Origin of the sequence: Microbacterium pygmaeum (assembly GCF_900100885.1) — a bacterium.
Taxonomy (GTDB): domain Bacteria; phylum Actinomycetota; class Actinomycetes; order Actinomycetales; family Microbacteriaceae; genus Microbacterium; species Microbacterium pygmaeum.
In genome coordinates, this window is sequence record NZ_LT629692.1 from 1 (window position 1) to 21713 (window position 21713).

A 21713-nucleotide genomic window follows, 5' to 3' on the forward strand; every position below is an offset into this window, starting at 1 on the left:
ACGCAGATGGGTTTGCTGTCAAAGCCTTCGTGGAACAGCGGCCCTGACCGGATCACGTACCTCGGTTTCAACCTGTCTTCACTGGCCGGTAAGACAGTGACCTCCGCCGTACTATCGACGGAGAACATGATCACCGACGGCGCCCTGGACACGGCGCGCGTCGACGCACACTCGGTCGCTGGCAGCTGGAGCGAGTCAGCTGTGACTTATACGAACAAGCCAGCTCTGGGCGCGACCCGTCGGAAGCTTCCTCACCGATCGCACCCGGAAATACACGTCCGCCGACATCACCGACTATGTCGCATCACTCGCCGCCAACCGCACGAGTCGACTCTCTCTCGGCCTCACGCAAGACAACGTGGGCGCCAATAACGTGATGGTCTACGTGTCATCCCGCGACTACAACAAGCCCCCCTACATCGACATCACCCTTTCACCTTCGCCCGCTGCGGAACTACCTGCGCGCTTGATCCATTCGGTGTCGTTGTCGGATGTTCCATCGTCGATTGAGATCGGCGAATCAGCGACATCCGTCACGTCCGTTAAGGACAGCATCGGCGGTGCTTTCACCCGAGCAACGGTTGCGTACTCTTCTACACAACCGGGAGTTGCAACGGTCACTCCTTCAGGAGTGATTAACGCGGTGGCGCCGGGTTCGACATCGATCGTCGTCACCGCGACGGCGGATGGTATTGCGGTTTCGTCCTCGGTGTCGGTGACGGTCGTGGATTCGACGCGGGTGCGGATCTATGCGGACGCCGATTCGTACGTGCAGAGCACAACCCCGGATACGAACTTCGGGACGCAGATGGGTTTGCTGTCAAAGCCTTCGTGGAACAGCGGCCCTGACCGGATCACGTACCTCGGTTTCAACCTGTCTTCACTGGCCGGTAAGACAGTGACCTCCGCCGTACTATCGACGGAGAACATGATCACCGACGGCGCCCTGGACACGGCGCGCGTCGACGCACACTCGGTCGCTGGCAGCTGGAGCGAGTCAGCTGTGACTTATACGAACAAGCCAGCTCTGGGCGCGACCGTCGGAAGCTTCCTCACCGATCGCACCCGGAAATACACGTCCGCCGACATCACCGACTATGTCGCATCACTCGCCGCCAACCGCACGAGTCGACTCTCTCTCGGCCTCACGCAAGACAACGTGGGCGCCAATAACGTGATGGTCTACGTGTCATCCCGCGACTACAACAAGCCCCCCTACATCGACATCACCCTCGAACAGTAGGGCTACACCCTGTCTGTGACAGGCCTTGAACCATGCGGTGGGACGTCCGCCTGGCTTCGACGATCGCGCACATGGTGCGTGCCCGTCTGCAGCACCTGGCGCCTACGCGTCGGCTCAATCCGCGTCGTAGAGGGTGCGCCTGCCGCCACGTTCGTTCGTGTTAACAGGCGCGACACATCCGACTGCTAGCGTCGAACGCATGGCCGGAGCCCCCTCGATCTGGCACCAAACGTGCAGCGCTATGACACTGTCAAGCACTTCGATTCGTGGCTGCACTGCTGGTCGTGATCACGCATTCGACGTTCTACGCCTCTGAGAGGCTCGACCCGGACCTTTTCGTCTGGAAGGGCGGAACGGTAGGCGTTGACATCTTCTTCGTGATATCGGGTTTCGTGATGATGATCACTGCTCCGCCATTTCAGAAGGTGAGCGGAGGTTGGCGCTACTTCGCGATGCGACGTGTTACGCGCATCGTACCTATGTATTGGATAGCGACTACCGCCAAGATCGCAATGATTCTCATCCTGCCCGGCGCAGCAATAAATAGCGCGCTCACCCCGGGCCATGTCATATCGTCCTACCTCTTCCTTCCCACGAGGAACGAGTCAGGATCTGTCGAGCCGGTTCTCGGTGTCGGCTGGACATTAACCTTTGAGATGTTCTTCTACGCAGTATTCGCGGTCGGCCTGCTGTTGCGGGCGAATCCCTACATATTTGCAACAATCATCATGTGTTTGGCAGCCGCCGGACACCTGTTGCGCGGAGACGGCGATTGGCCGGTTTGGGCGTTCTACTTCGACAAAGTGGTCCTGTACTTCGTTATCGGCATGACGATTGCGAAGATCGTGAGCAGCAACCGGTTACGTCGGTTCGTCCCTTACATGTTGGGAGGGCTTGTCGCGATCGCCGGCGTCCTGATCATCCTTGGTCAACTCGACTGGTCTAGAAACGCATGGTTGCGGACCGTTGTCGTCACGTTCATCGTTCTCGCGGCGGTTGCATCGGATCGACTACTCACGGGTCGGATTCCTCGCCCCGTTCTCTTCTTCGGCGACGCGTCGTATTCTCTTTATCTCTTCCACCCCCTGCTTGCCCCTCTCGTACCAGCAATCTTGGCGCTGATCGGGTTAGAGGTCGGTTGGCTTTCTGTAATTGGGTCGATTACCGCTGCGCTCGTGGGGAGCGCCCTCATATACGTGTGGGTCGAGAAACCGATCACGCGCGGGGCTCGGAAACTGCCCTTCGCTGGGCGGCTTCCCCAACCGAGCAAAGTTCCGGCCGCCGCTGCGTGATCCAGTCGAAGACTGAACGGCAGAAATCGAGCCAACCCACCGGTCGTAAACTGGACAACAGTCGCCAGCTCTTCAGATTGGACCCGTAGCATCGAACGTTTTGCTCATCTTGGGCGTGATCGCTCCATTCGCCATCGCGCTAGCGATCGCTCTTCCAAAGTGGCTTTACCTTGCTGGCATTGCGGCCTTCGCAGCCCTGTTCCGTGGCTTCTCGGTCCTAGCCACGCCGGTGTACCTGGTTGCGGCGGTCGTCTTGACCTTATTCCGCACGAAGAGACCCGCGGTACCTCTTCGTTCGACGCGAATGTTCGTGACGACATCGGTAGTCGCCGGTCTACTCTGCTTCATGTCGATTGCCTGGTCTGTCCGGGGCGACTCCGCAATCGAGGCTGGGCTGACGTGGCTCGCTTTGCCGCTCCTAACGTTGTTCGTGGTGAACATGCTTCTCGACGACGGATTGCCGTCGTTGGGAAAGTTTCTCGCTGCCTTGGCACCGGTGGCCGTCGTGCAGGCGCTCTCAACAGTGGTATTTCGCTTCGCTCCCGCGGTCGAGGAGAGCTACTATCGTTCCTCGCTCTCGACGCTCTTCATCGGTCGGCTAGGGCAGGATCTGTACACCACGGACGCGGTGAATAACGTACTCAATCCAGATCGTGCGGGCGGGTTCCTGTTCGTCAACTTGAATCGCGCCTCGATGGCCATGGGTGTCATGCTCGTGGCGTTTGTCGCATACGGGTATCTGGCGCGCAAACGATGGGTGTGGCTCGCCGTCGCACCACTTGCTGCCGCGATTGTGCTGGGCGGGTCGAAAACAGGACTCGCACTCTTGGTGCTTCTTCCACTTTTTTCACTCATCCTTGCCGTCGCAGCGCGGAGCGGTAACCCGGCCGCACGGATGGGTGTAGTGGTAGGCGGCCTGGTGATCGCAGTCGTGGGGGTTCAGGTCTTCTTTGCTACAGCCGACGACTATGTGAATGCTTCCGAGGCGACCCTCCTACCTCGGCTTCAGCTATGGGGTGAGGCGATCCGGGCGATCGGCGAGAATTTGCTCCTGGGCCTTGGGTTCGGAGGGTGGTACGAGAGGTGGGAATCCGGGGGCGTCGCCATAGCGTTCTCCATGCGACCTGCGCACAATTGGTTTCTCCAGGCCTGGCTCGACGCCGGCATCGCGTATGTCGCCATCTCCATAGTGTTCGTTGTCGTGATACTCATCATGCAATTGCGCGCCGTCAACGACGCGCGCAGCGGTCACGCAAAGTTCGCCATGGCGATGTCTGGTTCGGGATTTCTGTGGGTCGCGATTCACGGTCTCGGAGACAACAGCGCATTGTATGGCGAGCCGCCGGCACTCGCGTTCCTTGCCGTCCTGGCGGCGCTCATGCTCACCGCGGGCAGATTCGATTCCGAGAAGCGCCCGACTCTCAATAGCCGGGACTACGCAACCGCTGGATCACATCGGAGGGTTCACTCCGCACGAAGCGAATCTACTCGATCCAACTGACGCTCAGCCTCGTCGGAAGAGTCGTAGGACACGCGCCGCGAGCGTGGACACATCTGATCGCCTAACAGCGTAGAACGACCAGAATGGTGTGCCGAATCGAAGCCGCATTTGCAGCACATTGAAATTGCTGGAGATAAGGTTCCCGGCGAGCGTTGCCAGCGCTGCCCCGACCGCGCCGATCAGCGGAACCGTGGTGATCACGATGACGAGGTTGATCACGCATGCAAGTACGAGCGAGTAGCTCCTCAATTGCGGCAGACCCCGCGCGCTGAGTCCCGCACCCGCGACCGACCCGGGTATCCCGATCACCACCGCTAGGAGAAGAATCATCGCCACCGGCACAGCCGCTCCGAATTCAGCGCCGAAGAGGACAGGAAGCCACCAGTAGCAGGTGAGCCCGAGCGCGAGCCCCATCATCAAACACACAAGCAGGGACACGCGCGCTGCTCGCGTCAAGGCCTCGTCCGACGAGCTTCTCGCATCGGTGGCGAAAACCACCTCGCGGATGGCGGTATTCACGACAAGGGGCAGCTCGCTGACAGTGACCGCGACGACATAGAGCCCGAGTTCGGTTGTCGAACTCAGCGGAACCATCAGCACTTGGTCGATGCGCATGAGGATGACGCCCGCAATTGACCCAAGCCACGCGCGAGCACTGTAGCCGGTGACATCTGCGTATGAAGGCGGTGGCTCTTCCGATCGCCCCGAACGCCACGGCAAGGCGAGGTAGATCAGGCCCGCGATGACCGGAGAGTATGCGATCGCGAGGGTCGCCGAAAATACATCCAGTTGTGCCAGGAGGGCCAGGATTATGATCGCAATCAAGCGAATCAAAGGCCCAGCGGCACGTTCCGATGCAACTAACGACCATCTTCCGAGTCCAGCTGCAGTCGCCCGCAGAATGCCCACGAAGATGGTTGGAAGGATGGCAAGAGAAGCCATCACGATGAGAGAGGTCAGCTCCTGACTTCCGCCCGAGAGGAACGGCGCTAGCGCGATCGCTGCACCCGTTGCAGCTAGCCCCACCAGTGCCGTGATGATCGTGGCGCGGCGGAGGATGACGAGCCGATGGGTGAGGTCTCTCGCGACGAAGTAGGTTACTGCCTCTGGGATGCCGAACGCCGCCAACGTCGCGAAGAGGAGAAGCGGAGCGGTTGCACCAGCGACTTCACCTCGTCCCTCCGCGCCAAGAACGTGGGCAAGAATCGGCGCGCTGATCAAACCCGCAAGCGGGCCAACGACGTTGCCTAGAAAGTTCTTGGCGGCGCCAGCGAACATCGAATCGTTACCCGACCGACGCCCCACTTCCACCTCCTGGCGCTGTCGTTGACGACATCATCACACCGAAGCCCGCGAACGAAGCACAGAGAGGACTTCCGGGCTGTAGGTGTCAGCGATCTGAGAATCATTCGCACTCAGACCAGTGTTGTACCTGTGCAATGCGGTCTCCTGCGTTGCCCGCAACTCCGGATACTTCTCAGGGGTACGACCCAGCTGTCGAATCACGCGTCCGTTTGCCACTGCGCAATAGTGCAACCACACGTCATCGGCCTTTGGAGATGTCGCCAAGAACTTGTCCCCGGCCAGACGCAACTCATCCAAGAAATCCGCCGGATAGTAGACCCCTGAGACGCCCGTCGCGAAGTTCAGAACGCTCGCCTCAGTATCACGCGCGGGTTGCCACGAGTTGTAGGGCTTCAACACCCCTTCAGGCGTTATCCCGACCCGGTGCGCTCGGTAGCAGACGATCTCCCCGGCGTGAGATGCGCCAGCTTGTTGCAGACGCGCTAGCCAATACCGCGGGTAGATCGAATCGTCGTCGGCCGTCACAAGTGGACGCATGTGTGCGACCTCCGACATGACGTATGGGAAGTACTTTGTATGTGATCCGACGCGAGCTGCACTTGGGCGAATCTCGAGACCCCTCGCTTGCATTCGTCGCAGGGGGCTCGGCAACTCATCGATGTCCACGCCAGGGTCGGTCCACAGAATGAGCCTTCCAGGTAGCGTTCTGCCCGAACCGATCGACTCGACGGTGAGGTGCACCGTGCCGAGCCGGTCACCGTAGCTCGTGAGGCAGATGACCACATCATTTGACTCATCTACAAGCGATCGGTTCGATCGGGCGGCGCGAGACCTCAAAACTGGGGTTATCAGACTCGCCTTCATGCCGCGGCGCAGTTTCGCAAGACGACGCTGTGCCCGGCCAACGATTTGCGTGCTCATATCGACCGCACTCCATCAACTAACGTCATCGCACGCTCTGCCGCGATCTTCACCGATGCTGCAATCGTCAGTTGCTTTGCGTTGGCATACACGTGATCGGAAACCGCTCTTCGTAGATCCTGATCGTCCAAGATGCGACGGACGGCATTCGCCCACACCTCGGGGTCGTCAGACTCCACTACGCATGCTCGGCGCATCTCATCCGATGTGACCAGGAGCGGCGCCGCACCGTAATCGCGCGCGATAACGATCGGAAGCCCTGCAGCCGCCGCCTCGACAGCACTTCGTCCGAAGGCTTCTCGTGCGGACGTCCCGACGAACACGGAAGCGCCGTTCCAAAGTTCATCGGCGTCCGCCCAGCCAGCCCAAGTCAGCCCGTCAGCATGTCGCTTCTGCAGGTCTACTGTCAGCGGCCCCTCCCCGAACAAACGACCGGGGTGGCGGGTCTTCTCGACAATGTCGATGAAGAGTCCAGGTCGCTTGTCTACATCGACGCGGCCCGCCCACACCAGTGGGCCGGCGCCCTCCGTGCCCCAAGAGGTTCGGCTGACACCTCCGATCCCTGCCGGCACGATCTCGGCGGCGCGCGCGGCCGCGAACTCGGAAGCGAGTACCGGGGTTGTGGCCCAGACCTCATCCGCGGATCGAAGTGCGCGCGTCTCTAGCCATCGGAGTGGCAGCCGGCGGAGAAGGCTTTGCTCGCCGGCCGCCGGCCAAGGCTTTCCGCGTACCCATGCCACCCATTTCGCGGAGGCGCGAGCGCGAGATCGAGAAAAAGCGATGTCGCTCTGGGATATCAGTGAGATCACAACGTCGGACGAGGCGATCTCCGGCGACACCTCGGCGATCTCACGGATGCGGCGGACGCTATCACGCCCGTGCCAAGTGAACTCGAGTTCCCGCACACCGCTCGTCTTCAGCGGCGCGCCGGACGCCGTCGGGCGGATGCCGATGACTGCCTTCCAGTCCATTCCTGAGTCCTGAGCAGCGCGAACGAGATCGTGAGTCGAGCGGTAGACCCCACTGCGGGCCATCAGAGGCATTGCCAACAGGGTGACCGTTGGATTCGCGGTCACGCTCGAAGCTCCCCGATACCAAGCCGGCTAAGAATGAAATCCGCCTTGCCTTCCCAGCGCACTTCGCCCGGAAGAGTTGTCACAACACGTGCGATTCTTGGGCCAGACTTTGCCTTCTTGCCGAGCCAGTCGATCTGTTCGTCAGCCGACAGCACTGCTACTTCATCCAGACCTCGGCTCGACGCCCCGGTGACTGGGGTACTGAGTACAGGCAACCCGGCGGCACGATACTCGTAAGTCTTGATCACGTCGCCGCCCACCTCGCCTTCGCCAACACGGTGAGGCACCCACCCGATGTCGAACTTCCGCAGCAACGCCGGAACATCGTCATAGTGCACATCGCCGAGCATCGTGATGTTCGGCTGATCGCTCATCGGACGCTTGTACTCCTGGTCAAGGACGGGACCCGCGAATACAAATGACACGTCAGGTAGCGCCTGTGCTGCTGCGACGATGAGCTCGAGGTTCAGGCGCTTACCGATCTTTCCCACGTATCCGACCGTCATCGGCCCGGCGGCGATCGAAGTGTGGTCAAAGCGTTCCGGGTCGCAACCGTTCGGCAGAAATACAACGTCGTCTCGGCCGTAACGTTTGGCGAGTTCGACTGTGCCTTCCGCATTGGCGGTGACGACCGTGGCTTGGTCGAAGAGTTTGCGGTATGCGCGGTCAACCTCTTGGTTGACGCCTTCGAACGCATAATGAATCGTCCAGTCATCAAGGAGATCGAAGCCGACGGCTTGACCGGACTCGACGATCGACGGCCAAGCAGAGGAGAGGGAGAGGAAAGGATTCCATGTCACAACAGGCGCAGACACCGAAGGCAACGCGCGGTGGTACATCGGCAGCGAGTCCACCCACCATCTCTGCCTATCTCTGAGCGACGGCAACTTCCAGACGAAGGATGAGACTGGAGCGGTATTCGCCGCGACTGACGTCGCTCGGTATCGCCTCAAGGGCGCCAATGCACGCGGTTCCGGTCGAGAAACGACACGAACTTCACCGCTCCCAACGAGCTTGCGCCCGAACCACTCGATGAAGTGTCCGTCTCGGGTGCGATAGCCCTCATTTGACAGCTTGTGCTGACCGTGCATGGGGAACGCGATGAGCGCTGTCTTGCGATCCATGACCGTCCTCGTTTCGCTCAACGAACTGCAACCGCTTGACGCGTCACATCCAACGCCTCTGCGTAAGACGCGCACACCCGCTCCCAGGAGTAGATGCTTTCAGCACGCTCCGACCCACGCTCAATCAATCGTTGCCGCTTGGCGGAGTCACTGATGAGATCGATCACGGCTGACGCGATTGCAGCCGGATCCGGCTGCACGAACACGCCTGCGTCCTCCAAGACCTCGCGGTTGTAGACAGTGTCACGGGCCACCACAGGAGCCTTGTTTGCCATAGCTTGCACGAGGGCAGGATTGGTTCCGCCGACGCTGTGGCCGTGGAAATACGCGCCAGCGTTTTGCCAAAGCGCGGCCAGCCGCTTGTCATCGCTCAGGTGTCCAAGCCAACGCACCCGCGGCTCCTGCTCGTCGAGTAGCTTCGCCGCGTCATCGATGGGGCCGCCGTAGCCGGATGAGCCGACGATGACCACGTCATGCTTTCGAGCGATGATCTTAGCGGCCTCGAGAAACTCGGGAACCGTGTTCTCGGGAACGAAGCGAGCAACGATCAAGACGTAATCACCCGGCACCAAGCCGGGATCGAGGTCGCCGGGCGTCATCGCATCGCCGCCGTACGGGATGAAGAATCCATCGCGATTGAAGTCCCGCTTCCACCGGTCACCGATCGCGTGAGCATCGAACACAAGGTTGGACCCGTAGCGCGCCGTGAGTTGCGCCCCTCGTCGGAAGACGGCTTTCCCAAGCCCGCTCCACTTGGCGCGCTCCCACTCAATGCCATCCACGTTCACGAGGCTCGGGATGCCTGCCGCGCGCAGAATCGGCAGCCAGTAGCCATTGGCGACATTCATCACGAGAGCGACATCGGGCCGTCTCCGCGCTGCGTCGAGGCTCGCCGTCAATCCGTAGGTCAGTGTGCTGACGGACTTCATCTCGACTCCGCGCGTGTACCGAACGTTCACTCGCGGGTCCAAGCGGGCATCTTCAGGCTTCGTGGCGCCGCGACGAGAGTAAACGTCAACATCCCACCCCTGATCGACCAGGTATGGGGCCAAGTATCGGACCGCGGTCTCGAAGCCACCGTAGTAGCTCGGATAGCCGCGCGTGCCGATGATTGCCACGGATTTTGTCACTACGGTCTGCTCTCCAACGTCGACTGGAAAGCACCGCGCCATCGAGATGCTGGCACCCACCCTACCTGCGATCTCGTAACACTCTGTTTCAAGGTCGTGACGCGGAGGGGCGAAATGAGGCCTCCTGGGTCTGGCGATAATGGTGATCCGTACTCTTCGTCGCCACCGGTCGCCGGCGAAAATCATCTCTGAAGGCTCGAGGAGTTCTCATGCGTTTGTCTGTTGTTGGTTGTGGGTATTTGGGTGCGGTGCATGCGGCGGCGATGGCTTCGATTGGTCATGAGGTTGTCGGGATTGATGTTGATGCGGTGAAGGTGGCTGCGTTGGCGGAGGGTCGTGCGCCGTTCTTCGAGCCTGGGTTGGGGGAGATCCTGTCGGAGGGGATCGCGTCTGGCCGGTTGTCGTTCACGACCGATATGGCTGCTGCGAAGGGCGCGGCCGTGCATTTCGTGGGGGTGGGGACCCCGCAGCAGAAAGACGGGTACGCCGCCGACCTGACGTATGTGCACGCGGCGGTCGATGCGCTGGTCCCGTTCCTGTCGCCGGGTGATGTGGTCGCGGGCAAATCGACGGTCCCGGTGGGGACCGCGGCGGATTTGACCCCCCGGGTGGCGGCGACGGGTGCGACGTTGGTGTGGAACCCGGAGTTCCTGCGGGAGGGGTGGGCGGTGCAAGACACCATCGACCCGGACCGGCTCGTGGTCGGCGTGCCCGCGGGCGACGAGGGTGCGCGGGCGGCGGACATCCTGCGGGATGTGTATCACCCGGCGGTGGGGAAGGGGACCCCGTTCCTGGTCACCGATCTGGCCACCGCGGAACTGGTCAAAGTCGCCGCCAACGCGTTCCTGGCCACGAAGATCTCGTTCATCAACGCGATGGCCGAGATCGCTGAAGTCACCGGCGCTGATGTCACCCAGCTCGCCGACGCGATCGGCCACGACGCCCGCATCGGCCGCCGGTTCCTGGGCGCCGGGATCGGGTTCGGCGGCGGGTGCCTGCCCAAAGACATCCGTGCGTTCTCCGCCCGCGCCGAAGAACTCGGCCGTGGCGAGTCCGTCGCGTTCCTCCGCGAGATCGACGCGATCAACATGCGCCGCCGCGACCGTGCCGTGGACCTCGTCGTCCAGTCCCTGGGCGGCACCGTCTACGGCAAACGCGTCGCCGTCCTCGGCGCCGCGTTCAAACCCCACTCCGACGACATCCGCGACTCCCCCGCCCTCGATGTCGCCGTCCGCCTCAAAGGCCTCGGCGCCGACGTCATCGTCACCGACCCCGAAGCGATCGACAACTCCCGCCGCATCCACCCCCAACTCGACTACACCCCCCACCGCGACGACGCCATCCGCGACGCCGAAGCAGTCGTGGTCGTCACCGAATGGGACGAATACCGCAAAGACCTCACTCCCCAACACGCCAGCACCCTCACAGCAGGGCGCATCATCATCGACGGCCGCAACTGCCTCGACGCCACCGCCTGGCGAACCGCCGGCTGGACCTACCACGGCATGGGACGCCCATAACCCCCGCATCCGCCCCCACTGAAACATCCCGTTCACGTCGTCTGGATACCTTCGAACAATGACTCAACCGTCCATCAAAGCCGTCATCCCCGCTGCCGGCCTCGGGACCCGGTTCCTGCCGGCCACCAAGGCGATGCCGAAGGAGATGCTCCCCGTCGTCGACAAGCCGGCGATCCAGTACGTCGTCGAGGAGGCGGTCGCAGCCGGCATCGATGACGTCCTCGTGATCATCGGACGCAACAAGAACGCGCTCGCGAACCACTTCGACCGGGTGACCGAGCTCGAGCACACGCTCGAGCAGAAGGGCGACCACGGCAAGCTCGCGCGCGTCATGGAGGCCAGCTCCCTCGCCGACGTGCACTTCGTGCGCCAGGGCGACCCGAAAGGGCTGGGTCACGCGGTGCTCCGTGCGCGCAAGCACGTCGGCCACGAGACCTTCGCCGTGATGCTGGGGGATGACCTGATCGATGCGCGCGACCCGCTGCTGTCCCGGATGATCGAGGTCTCGCTCGCGCAGTCGGCGACGGTCGTCGCGCTGATGGAGGTCGACCCGTCGCAGATCCACCTGTACGGCTGCGCCGACGTGGATACCACCGCGGACAGCGACGTCGTCAGGATCAAGGCGCTCGTCGAGAAGCCGAAGGCCGAGGACGCCCCGAGTAACCTGGCGATCATCGGACGCTACGTGCTCAAGCCCGAGATCTTCGACGTGCTCGAGCACACCGAGCCCGGCAAGGGTGGCGAGATCCAGCTGACCGACGCGCTGGAGGAGCTCGCCGAGGACGAAAGCATCGCGGGTCCGGTGCTCGGGGTGATCTTCTCGGGCCGCCGTTACGACACCGGCGACCGGCTGGAGTACCTGAAGTCGAGCCTGCTGCTGGCGCTCGATCGCGACGACCTCGGGCCGGCGCTGACATCCTGGCTGAAGGAACTCACTCCCACACTGGACTGAGGTCCTGTTTGTCCCCCAAAGTTCCGACATACAAGGCTCAGGCGACCGCTTAGCCTTATATCGAGGGTTCCCCCAGACCCCTCAATTTGCCCGTCGCGTGGCTCATTCGGGTTGAGCATACACACGATGGAAGAGCGGCCCACGGTTCCCCAGACCGCGGGCCGCTTCACTTTCCACCGCTTCTCTGCGCGCTTCTCTGCTTCTCTGTGTCTCTGCGCGTTTCTCTGCTTCTCTGTGCGGTTCTCTGCTTCTCTGCGCGGTTCTCTGCTTCTCTGTGTCTCTGCGCGCTTCTCTGCTTCTCTGTTTCTCTGCGCGCTTCTCTGCTTCTCTGTGTCTCTGCGCGTTTCTCTGCTTCTCTGCGCGCTTCTCTGCTTCTCTGTGTCTCTGCGCGTTTCTCTGCTTCTCTGCGCGCTTCTCCGCTCCTCTTCGCATTCTCAGCAAACCTGAATGCTGTTTGGTTTGCGCCCGCCGGGGGCGTCCCGTTAGCGTGAGATCAGCCCGTGTCGCGCTCGCCCCTCGCCAGCGCGAAATTGCCGCCGAACAGCCCCGAACTGTGAGGCACGGGCGAGGTCTCCTCGGCAGCCCTGTCCCCGCATCGTTGCCGAGGAGACCCACCTTCCGCGCTGCGCGGGCTGTGCCGGCCGCGGCGGGGTGCGCCTGCCGCGGCGCGCGGCGCAGCCGTGCCGCTGCGCGACGTTCGGCCCGGTCGTGCCGCGACGTTCGGGCCGGCCGTGCCGCGACGTTCGGGCCGGTCGTGCCGCGACGTTCGGGCCGGTCGTGCCGCGACGTTTGGGGCGGTCGTGCCGCGACGTTGGGCTGCGGTGCGACGTTCCAGTACGTCCCAGTTCCGCGTCTGCCGTGCCCACCGCACTTCCGCCATCCCCGTCTCCGCGGCACCTCCGCCATCCCCCGTTTCCGCGGCACCGAAATGCGGTGATGCGCGAAATTGAGGAGCATCCAGGCTGTATCACTCCTCATTTCCGGCCCCGCCCTCATTTCTGGGCGCGGATGAGCTCACGGCCCCGTGTTGGGGAGCACCGAAACCGCCTCCCGCCCTCATTTCGAAGCGCACCAGGCGCATCCCGTCCTCACTGAGCGGTGCGCCGAGGCGCACCTCGTCCTCACTTCGGGGTGCGCCGAGGCGCACCCCGTCCTCACTGAGCGGTGCGCCGAGGCGCACCTCGTCCTCACTGAGCAGTGCGCCGAGGCGCACCCCGTCCGCATCTCCGGGCACGCCGAGGCGCGTCCCGCCCTCATCTCGGAGCCGACGCCCCGCGCGGGCGCGCGTCGGGGTCAGCCCCAGTGAATCGCAGGCCCGTCGAGGTCGATCGGCCTCGCCGTCTGCCCCCGGTCATCGGTGACCGTAGAACCGCAGGAACGGCAGGCATAGCCGTCTGCGGTGTCGTGCATCACGGTGCCGCATGTCGGGCAGGCCGGCTGCTCGACGGCGTCGAGGTCGTCGGGCATGCTGCGGTGCGGTGGCGCAGGGAACGCAGCAGCATCGCCGTCATCGGGTGTCACGGCCATGATCTCAGGGTACGCGGGGCATCCCGCACAAGGGCCGCCGGGTTCGGCGCGCCGTCAGCCGGTCTTACGGGAGAGTGCTTCCCAGTTGGCGTCGATGCGGTCGGGCTTGGACTTCGCGATGCGAGCGGGCAGCCGCTGACCGACCTTCGGCCACCACTTGCGCAGCGTGACGACCTCGGTGCTCACGAGTGTGGGCGGGATGCCGTCGGCCTCGGTCATCACGTCCAGCTCGCACGACAGGTAGCCGAAGCGACCCTTCGGCTCGCTGACCGAGACCACCCGGACGAATCCCTGCACGGAATCGGCGATCGGGTCGCCCATCGCCCTCTCGAGCTGATTGGCCATGCGATCGATCTCGTCCATGGGGCGAGCCTACGCGGCGGGTGTTTCCGACGCGGGTCGCTGTGCGCCCAGGCTTCCGATTGCCTCCTGCTTGCTCCGCCGCATCTCGTTCACTTGCCTCAGAACGTCGCCCCGCCGCACCCCGAACCACACCCCGAGGCAAACGAACCCGCCAGCCGCACAGCGCGTCCACCTCACTTGCCTCAGAACGTCGCCCCACCGCACCCCGAACCACACCCCGAGGCAAACAAACCCGCCAGCCGCACAGCGCGCCCACCTCACTTGCCTCAGAACGTCGCCCCACCGCACCCCGAACCACACCCCGAGGCAACCGGACCCGCCAGCCGCACAGCGCGCCCACCTCACTTGCCTCAGAACGTCGCCCCACCGCACCCCGAACCACACCCCGAGGCAAACGAAACCCACACACCGCAGCCGCCGGCGCACGGGCTTCGCCCGTGGCGGGTCGCCGTTTGACACTGCACGCGGCCCGCGGATAGCGTCCCTGAGATGGCGCGCCCCGTGGAGTCTTCGACCTCGCTCCAGCGCACCTACCGCTACCTGCGCATCAGCATCGCCGCCACGGTGGTCGCCATCTTCGTCTCGGTCGCCGTGGCCGCGGCATCCGTCGGCTGGCTCACCTCCGTGAGCGACTACTTCTACACGCCCGCGCGCAACGTCTTCGTCGGGTCGCTCATCGCCGTCTCGCTCGCACTGTTCGCCCTCTCCGGCCGCGGCCTGGAGCGTGCGCTGCTCGATGCGGCCGCCCTGTTCGCCCCGCTCATCGCCGTTGTGCCGACCACACTCGCGCCCGGCACGATCCCCGGCGTGGGTCTGCCGTGCCAATACCGCTGCTTCCCTCCGGAATTCGAACCGGATGCCGAGAACGGCGTGATCACCTATGTCATCGTCGGCGGTGTCGCGGTCCTGGTCGCGCTCGCGCTCGTGGCCCTGCAGCAGTCCTCGTTCCGCTCGGTGGCGTTCTCGCTCGGCCTGGCGGTCGCCGTACTCGCCGCGGTCGGGCTCACCTGGCTGTTCGCTCGCGACGCCTTCCTCCAGCAGGGTCACTTCGTCGCCACGGTCGCCTTCTTCGCCCTGTTCGCGGCGGTCGCCGTGCTCAATGCCTTTCCTCGGGGCGATGCGGCGCCGCCCCCGCAGGCGATCCGCGCCTGGTACATCGCCATCGCGGCCCTGCTGGCGCTCGTGCTGGTCGTCTACGTGGCGCTCGGGGTCCTGGGCATCGTCACGCGGTCGGGCGTTCCGGTCGTGCTCCTGGTCGAAGCCGCCGCGCTGTGCCTGTTCTGCGCCTTCTGGGTCGTGCAGTGCATCGAGAAGTGGAACGAGGGCGATCCCGGCATCCGGTGATCGACCCGGACGCACTCCCCGACGAACCCCTCCCGCGAAGCTCAGGTTTGCCTTGGGATTGTGTGAAGTGCTCGATTCCGTCGCATGGAGTTCGCTAGCGTGAGGACGTCGACGACGCGTGGGGCGCCGTCGGCGCAAGTCGCGGTCCGCACCCGAATCGGAACGCGCATGGCGTCGTCGTGGGGCCTTTCGAGGCCCCACGACGCGCACCGCCCCGGTACGTTAGGGCAGTGAGCTCAGTGGTCGCCCCGACGCCCAAGCCGACCCGACAGCAGTGGTGGCGACGGGTGATCGGCAATCCCTGGTTCCACCTCATTGCGGCGTTCGTCGTGGCGGGCCTCGTCCTCTCGTTCGTGGCCAAGCCCTACTGGGTGCCCTCCGGGTCGATGGAGAACACCCTCCAGCCGGGCGACCGCATCCTGGTGAACCGCCTCGCCTTCGTCGGCTCCTCGCCCGCGACCGGTGACGTCATCGTGTTCGACGCCGATGCCAAGTGGGACGCGACCCCGCCGCCGGAGACCGACCTGTTCGGCTCGGTCGTCGGCTGGATCGGTCAGCTCACCGGCTTCGGGCCCTCCGGCCCGCACACCCTCATCAAGCGGGTGATCGGCGGGCCGGGTCAGCGCGTCGAGTGCTGCACCGACACCGGGGCGGTCACCGTCGACGGCACGCCGCTGACCGAGCCGTACGTGTGGAACGACTTCGAGTTCACGCCAGACATCCTGGACTGCGATTCGGCGATCCGCTCACCGCGCTGCTTCGACGAGGTCACGGTGCCTGCCGATTCCTACCTGATGCTCGGCGACAACCGGGCGAATTCGGCCGACTCCGCCGTGCGCTGCCGGACGGATGACGCCGCGGAGGACTGCTGGCGGTGGGCGACCGGCGAGGGAGTCGTCGGCAAGGCCGTCGTCATCCTCTGGCCGATCGGGCGGTGGAGCGGGCTCTGACCTGCGGCTACGCGGCCGGGGCGATCGCGATCGGCACCGTCTGGTAGACGGTCTGCTGCGTGAACGCACCGCCGGCGGCAGCACCCTCGACGGTGACGGTCATCGCGAACTGCAGCGTCAAGCCGTATGTGTCGGCCGGCAGTTGCGCGATCGTCGTCGACGGCACGAGCAGGCCGCCCTGGTAGCTGTTCAGGAGCAGGCCCTGATCGGAGCGCAGCGTGTCGGTCGGCACCAGCGTCCGCGGGTCCGCGGTGAACTGGAACGGCTGCGAGACCTGCCCAGAGGTCTGCGAGGTCTGCGACGTGATCGAGATCGCCGAGATGTACACGCGCCGCTTCTGCTCGAGGACGGCCTTCTCGTCCACCCGGTGGTCGTACACGTTGACGGCGAACCCGAAGCTCTTCGGGTTGTCGGGCGTCCACTCCAGGGTCCGCTTGGGCTCGTCCGCCCAGAGCTCGAGGCGCACCTCGAGCTGGTCGGCGACCTCGGAGGTCAGCGTCTGCGAGCCGTCGTAGGTGAAGACCGAATCGAAGGCGATCGACGCCGTCGGAGTCGGCGTCGGGGTCGGCGTCGCCGCGCCTGCCGCGGGCGAAGATGCGCAGCCCGCGAGGAGGGAGCCGGCGAGCGCGACAGCGGCGAGGGTGGCGGTGGCGCGGCGGACGGAGGGCCGGCGCAGCGGCAGGGACAGGTGTGAGCGGGTCATGAGATCGTTCCGGTCGGCGGTGGACGAGGGCGGGCAGCGCGAAATCGGATGCTGCGGTGCCAGCGTGTCCCACCGACCGCAACGAACCCCCGCACCGAACCGCAAGAGCACCGCAAGGTCTGCACACGAGATGCCCGTGGACGTCGGTAAGATTCGTGTCATGTCGGTGGCGTCCCGAACGACGGCACTCGTGCCGCTGAACGGCGTCGCCGCAACGCCGCGACGCCCCCTCAGCACGCGTACGCGATCGATCTGGCTGCGTCAGCTGACCCTCGCCGCCGTCGTCGTGGTGATCGCCGTCGTGATCGCCGTCATCAGCCCGGTCGCTTTTGCCGAGCCGCTGATGCTGGTCGGCATCGGCACGCTCATGGCGGTCACCGCCGCCACCCTGTTCATCCCCTGGGGCAGCGCCTCGCCGACGCTCATCGCTGCGGTGCCGTTCGCCGATGTCATCGGCATCGGCATCATGGCCTTCGGCGGCGACCTGCGGATGAGCTACCTCTGGGTGTTCCCGATCGCCTGGATCGCCGCCCACTACACGCTCGTCTGGATGATCTCGGCGCTCGGACTGATCGCTGCGATCATGGTCGTGGACGGCATCGTGCACTTCGGCAACAGCGCCAGCGTCGCCCGCTTCGTCATCGTGCTGCTGTGCCTCACGTTCATCGGGATCACGATCTTCAGCACCGCTCGCCAGACCGGGGCGTTCAAGCGACTGCTGCGTCGCCAGGCCCGGCGGCTGCAGTACACGCTCGATCGCGTGTCTGCGCAGGAGCGCCGCGTCACGCAGACCCTCAACGGTCTCGACCTGGCGGTTGCCCGTGTGAACGCCGATGGCGAGCTGCTCTCGGCCAACGACGCCTTCCTGGCGCTGTACGCCAGGGACCGCGAGGATCCGAACGACCCTGGCCTCGCCGTCGAATACGCCGGCTTCCGTGGCGAGGCCCTCCGTGATGCGCAGCGTACGATCACCCGCGCCGCACGCGGCGACGTCCTCGACGACGAGCGCGTGTGGCTGTACGACCCGAACGGGCAATGGCACACCCTCGACATCACCACCCGGCCGCTCACCGCCGCCGACGGCGAAGAGCAGAGCACACTGATCGTCGCGCAGGATGTCACCGAGCTCATGCGCGCGCAGCGCCGCCGCGACGACCTGGCGGCCGTGATCTCGCACGAGCTGCGCAACCCGCTGACCGCCATCCTCGGACACGTCGACCTGATTCTCGACGACAACGAGCTCACGCCTCGAGACCAGGAGCGACTCGAGGTCGTCGAGCGCGCGAGCGAGCGAATGAACCAGATGATCTCGTCGATCCTGACCTCGCCCCCCGAGCGTGAAGAAGACCCCGAGCCGCCGCGCGAAGTGGTCGACGTGCGACCGCTGCTGGAGGCATCCGTCGAATCCTTTCTTCCCGCCGCAGCGGCACGCGGGGTGCGTCTGGACATCGACGCCCCGTCGCCGGTCGTCTTCGAAGCGGACGCGTTCCGCCTGCGTCAGGTGCTGGACAACCTGGTCAGCAACGCGATCAAGTACACGCCCCGTGAGGGAAGCGTCGTCGTCGGCGGTCGCATGGTCGGGGAGTTCGCCGAGCTCACCATCGTCGACACCGGCATGGGGATGTCCGAGGACGACCTCGACCACGTCTTCGACGACTACTTCCGCGCCGAGTCGGCTCGCGAGAGCGGCATCCCGGGCACCGGCCTCGGCATGGGGATCGTGCGCGATATCGTCGAGTCGCACTGCGGGACGATCGATCTGACCAGCACGCTGGGCGAGGGGACGACGGTGACCGCGAGGATCCCCCTCGACCGCGCCGAGGCAGAGCGGGTCGGAGCTGGGGAGCGAGCATGAACGGGGGGCGATCGTGCAACAGGTCGAATTGAACTTGCAGACCGCGGTGCTGGCGACACTGGCGACGGTGATGATGATCGGGCTGGGATTCCTGCGTCATCCTTCGCGTGCGACGCGCCTGTGGGCCCTGGCGTTCCTTCTCGCGATGCTCGCGACGTTCGGTCAGATCGCCGCCACCGTCTCGGAGATGGAGCTGGTCCGCGTGGCCTGCGTGGGGGTCATCCTCGCCGGGCCGCCGCTGATCTGGTCGGGCGTCCGGGCCGCGTTCGGCAAGTCCTCCATGGCCTGGATCGGGCTCGTGCTGGGGGCTTCCTCCGCGGTGCTGCTCGTGGCACTGGCCGGCAGCGACGGTTACATCCTCGGCTTCCGGCTCGCCTTCGCCGCCTCCGCAGTCTTCGCCGCGCTCACGGCGGCCGAACTGATCGGCTCTCCCCAGCGCGGGCTCGGCATGCTGTTGCCGCTGACGATCATCTCGGTGATCTTCCCGATGCTGGCACTTGCGAACATCGTGATCGCCCTCCGGGCCGTCGTCGAGGGCGCTGACGACCTCACAGCGACGCAGACGGTGAACGTGCTGGGGATGCCCGTCTACCTGGTGTGCGCGATCGTCTCGCTGCTCTACCTCGCCTCGGCTGCCGAGTCCGACGACGGGAAGCGGGGCGCACGCCGCCTCCCCCGGCTCACCCTCGCCGACCGCCTGACGCGCGCCCAGGCGCGCAACGAGGCGACCTGGTCGCTCCTGTACATCAACCTCGACGACGTCGTCGACATCCGTCTCGCCGTCGGCGACGCCGCGTTCGAGCAGGTGATCCAGCGATTCACCTCTGATGTGCGCTCGGCGTTCCCGACGGAGGCGGACATCGAGTTCCGTTCGGACACGACCGCACTCGTCCTGCTGACCCGGCCGGAAGCCACGATCCGGGCGAACGTCCGGTCGATGCTGAACGCCATCTCGTCGATGGACGCGGAGCAGCCGCTCAGCGTGCAGTTGGCCGCCAGCGTCGGGTGGGTCACGACGGCGACATCCGGCTACGACCTGGACGAGCTCGTCCGGGTGGCATCCGCCGCCGCGGTGGATGCGCGCCTCGCCGGTGGCGACCGTTGGGTGCGCGTCGGGGATGCGACTCGCGCCGTCCGCTGAGCGGCACAGGAGCGTGCCGCGATGACGCTCAGGCCGCGCCGACCGCCTGGGATGAGGCATCCGCCTCGGAAGACTGCATCTTGGACACCGGCGGGTCGGCCAGGCGCGTCGTCACGAGGATGGGCAGATGATCGCTGCGCCCCTGCGGGAGCGTGCGGACGCGGTCGATCGTGAACCCCACGGACGTCGCGAAGTCGTAGTGACCGCGGAAGAAGCGGTACCGCGTGTACGTACGCGCGTCGCTGAGGTTCAGCTCGTACCCGTGCTCACGGATCTGCTGACCCAGGTTCTCCTTGAAGACCGGATAGTTGTAGTCGCCGACCATCAGGAGCGGGAGTCCCTCACCGAGCTGCTGCAGCTCGGTCAGTGCGGTGCGGATCTGATGCCGCCGGAGCGAGTTGAGCGCCGTCAGGGGCGCGGCGTGGAACGAGGCGACGATGACGTCGCGGTTCTCATCGATGTCATGCAGGCGGACGCCCAGCATCCGCTCCTCCGCGGGCTTGAGCACACGATCGTGCAGCGACTTCTTCAGTGCCATCGAGCGGACCTCGACGGCGGTGTACGTGTTCGCCCGGTAGTAGACGGCCAGCCCCAGGCGATTGCGCGAGGTCGCGTCGGCCAGACGCAGACCGCCGATCTCCTCAGGGATGTCGGTGGTGTCGCATTCCTGCAGACACAGCACGTCTGCCGCGTGACGCTCGACGAGGCCGCGCAGCTCGCCGACGGCGCGGTGCTTGCGGAGGTTGTACGAGATGACCTTCATAGCCGCTCCAGCCTAGGCCTGCCCGGTTGCGCAGTGGTGGCGCCTTGACAATCGCTGGAGAACCTTTCAGGAACGGGATGCCGCGTCCCGGCCGCCCCGATCAGTCCAGCGTGCGCCGGCCGCGCGTCTGTTCGGCGCGGGTCGCCAGCAGCTCGTCGGCGGGGTAGCCGACCTGGGTCAGCGTCAGACCGCGCGCGGCCAAGACGGTGAACTCGCTGGTGCGCAGGCCTCCGTCGCGGATCGTCGCGAGGTCGGCGATATCGAGCCTCCCCTGGCCCACCGCGACGCAGGCGCCCACGAGCGCGCGCACCATGCTGTGGCAGAACGCATCGGCCTTGACGTTGGCGATGAGGACGCCGTCGGAGTCGCGCCGCCAGTCGTACTCCAGCAGCGTGCGGATCGTCGTACCCTCCTCGCGCGGCTTGCAGTATGCGGCGAAGTCGTGCAACCCGATGAGCGACCGGGCCGCGGCATCCATCGCCTCGGTGTTCAGCGGACCGCGCACGGTCGTCGTCCGGTGCCGTTCCATCGGGTCGTACGCACCGTCGGCGATCCGGTACTCGTAGCGTCGCCACACCGCGGCGAAGCGTGCATCGAATCCCTCGGGAGCGATCGCTGCACGGGTCACGTCGACGTCGGCGTAGGCGCCGACCACGCCACGGATGCGGGCGGCGAGCGCCGCGACCGGATCATCCTGCCGCCTGCGCTGCCCGCTCAGGCGCTTCTGCTGCTCCTCGTCGAGATCGACGTGGGCGACTTGCCCGCTCGCGTGCACGCCGGAGTCGGTTCGGCCGGCCACCACGAGGCGGGGATCCCCGCCCAGGACGCGGGCGATCGCACCCTCCAGCGTGCCCTGAACGGTGCGCAGCCCCGGCTGCTTGGCCCAGCCCCGGAAGTGCGTGCCGTCGTAGGCGATATCGAGCCGGATGCGCACGCGCTCAGCCTACCCAGCGCGACGGTTCCGACCCGTACCACCCGCGCTTGCGCCCTGCGCGCCACGCAG

General features: G+C 65.1%; 19 protein-coding genes. 10 read left to right on the plus strand and 9 right to left on the minus strand.

The window, feature by feature from the left end:
• Window positions 1–6 precede the first annotated feature (6 nt).
• From BLT19_RS18210 to BLT19_RS00015, 4 genes are all read left to right on the plus strand, one after another.
• Window positions 7–372 carry a DNRLRE domain-containing protein gene (locus BLT19_RS18210; protein WP_407939838.1) on the plus strand — a complete coding sequence of 122 codons (366 nt, stop codon included), beginning with the start codon at window positions 7–9 and terminating at the stop codon, window positions 370–372.
• 4 nt (window positions 373–376) lie between these two features.
• Entirely contained in the window at window positions 377–1243 is an 867-nt protein-coding gene (locus BLT19_RS00005) for a CBM96 family carbohydrate-binding protein (RefSeq protein ID WP_231917905.1), read from the plus strand.
• 266 nt (window positions 1244–1509) lie between these two features.
• Window positions 1510–2535: an acyltransferase family protein gene (locus BLT19_RS00010; protein WP_091484720.1), complete on the plus strand. Its 1026-nt coding sequence runs from the start codon at window positions 1510–1512 to the stop codon at window positions 2533–2535.
• A gap of 100 nt (window positions 2536–2635) precedes the next feature.
• Window positions 2636–4036 (plus strand): O-antigen ligase family protein, encoded by a 1401-nt coding sequence (locus BLT19_RS00015; RefSeq protein ID WP_091484723.1) that lies wholly within the window; start codon window positions 2636–2638, stop codon window positions 4034–4036.
• A gap of 3 nt (window positions 4037–4039) precedes the next feature.
• On the opposite strand, the gene BLT19_RS00020 is transcribed toward BLT19_RS00015, so the two are convergent.
• The 4 genes from BLT19_RS00020 to BLT19_RS00035 all read right to left on the minus strand — a co-directional run bounded on the left by BLT19_RS00020 (window position 4040) and on the right by BLT19_RS00035 (window position 9592).
• Window positions 4040–5314, minus strand: a complete 1275-nt coding sequence (locus BLT19_RS00020) for an oligosaccharide flippase family protein (protein ID WP_091484725.1) — start codon at window positions 5312–5314, stop codon at window positions 4040–4042.
• Between the two features lie 944 nt (window positions 5315–6258).
• Window positions 6259–7233 (minus strand): glycosyltransferase family 4 protein, encoded by a 975-nt coding sequence (locus BLT19_RS00025; RefSeq protein ID WP_157681714.1) that lies wholly within the window; start codon window positions 7231–7233, stop codon window positions 6259–6261.
• Between the two features lie 101 nt (window positions 7234–7334).
• Window positions 7335–8462: a glycosyltransferase gene (locus tag BLT19_RS00030; RefSeq protein WP_197672996.1), complete on the minus strand. Its 1128-nt coding sequence runs from the start codon at window positions 8460–8462 to the stop codon at window positions 7335–7337.
• Window positions 8463–8479: 17 nt separating this feature from the next.
• Window positions 8480–9592, minus strand: coding sequence for a glycosyltransferase (locus tag BLT19_RS00035; protein ID WP_231917711.1), 1113 nt, complete (start codon window positions 9590–9592; stop codon window positions 8480–8482).
• 209 nt (window positions 9593–9801) lie between these two features.
• Between BLT19_RS00035 and BLT19_RS00040 the strand changes: the two genes are divergently transcribed.
• Window positions 9802–11112: a UDP-glucose dehydrogenase family protein gene (locus BLT19_RS00040; RefSeq protein ID WP_091484730.1), complete on the plus strand. Its 1311-nt coding sequence runs from the start codon at window positions 9802–9804 to the stop codon at window positions 11110–11112.
• 58 nt (window positions 11113–11170) lie between these two features.
• Entirely contained in the window at window positions 11171–12064 is an 894-nt protein-coding gene (gene galU, locus BLT19_RS00045) for a UTP--glucose-1-phosphate uridylyltransferase GalU (RefSeq protein ID WP_091484734.1), read from the plus strand.
• 1293 nt (window positions 12065–13357) lie between these two features.
• On the opposite strand, the gene BLT19_RS00055 is transcribed toward galU, so the two are convergent.
• Together BLT19_RS00055 and BLT19_RS00060 are read right to left on the minus strand one after the other, a co-directional pair.
• Window positions 13358–13591, minus strand: a complete 234-nt coding sequence (locus BLT19_RS00055; protein WP_091484739.1) for a hypothetical protein — start codon at window positions 13589–13591, stop codon at window positions 13358–13360.
• A 54-nt stretch (window positions 13592–13645) separates the two neighbouring features.
• Window positions 13646–13954, minus strand: a complete 309-nt coding sequence (locus BLT19_RS00060) for a hypothetical protein (protein ID WP_091484741.1) — start codon at window positions 13952–13954, stop codon at window positions 13646–13648.
• A 489-nt stretch (window positions 13955–14443) separates the two neighbouring features.
• Between BLT19_RS00060 and BLT19_RS00065 the strand changes: the two genes are divergently transcribed.
• Together BLT19_RS00065 and lepB are read left to right on the plus strand one after the other, a co-directional pair.
• Complete coding sequence (locus tag BLT19_RS00065; RefSeq protein WP_091484743.1) at window positions 14444–15298, plus strand: hypothetical protein; 855 nt, start codon at window positions 14444–14446, stop codon at window positions 15296–15298.
• A 230-nt stretch (window positions 15299–15528) separates the two neighbouring features.
• On the plus strand, window positions 15529–16248 hold the full coding sequence (lepB, locus tag BLT19_RS00070; RefSeq protein WP_157681715.1) for a signal peptidase I: 720 nt from the start codon (window positions 15529–15531) through the stop codon (window positions 16246–16248).
• Window positions 16249–16255: 7 nt separating this feature from the next.
• Here the strand turns inward: lepB and BLT19_RS00075 are convergent, their stop codons facing one another.
• Window positions 16256–16951, minus strand: a complete 696-nt coding sequence (locus tag BLT19_RS00075; protein ID WP_231917713.1) for a fructose 1,6-bisphosphatase — start codon at window positions 16949–16951, stop codon at window positions 16256–16258.
• Window positions 16952–17111: 160 nt separating this feature from the next.
• Here BLT19_RS00075 and BLT19_RS00080 point away from each other — a divergent pair, with 160 nt between their 5' ends.
• Window positions 17112–18806, plus strand: a complete 1695-nt coding sequence (locus BLT19_RS00080; protein WP_172825562.1) for a sensor histidine kinase — start codon at window positions 17112–17114, stop codon at window positions 18804–18806.
• 28 nt (window positions 18807–18834) lie between these two features.
• Window positions 18835–19947, plus strand: a complete 1113-nt coding sequence (locus tag BLT19_RS00085) for a diguanylate cyclase domain-containing protein (protein ID WP_157681716.1) — start codon at window positions 18835–18837, stop codon at window positions 19945–19947.
• A 28-nt stretch (window positions 19948–19975) separates the two neighbouring features.
• Here BLT19_RS00085 and BLT19_RS00090 read toward each other — a convergent pair whose 3' ends face one another.
• Window positions 19976–20710 carry an endonuclease/exonuclease/phosphatase family protein gene (locus BLT19_RS00090; protein WP_091484754.1) on the minus strand — a complete coding sequence of 245 codons (735 nt, stop codon included), beginning with the start codon at window positions 20708–20710 and terminating at the stop codon, window positions 19976–19978.
• 100 nt (window positions 20711–20810) lie between these two features.
• A complete protein-coding gene (gene truA, locus BLT19_RS00095) occupies window positions 20811–21644 on the minus strand; it encodes a tRNA pseudouridine(38-40) synthase TruA (RefSeq protein WP_091484757.1) in 834 nt (277 codons plus the stop codon).
• Window positions 21645–21713 lie beyond the last annotated feature (69 nt).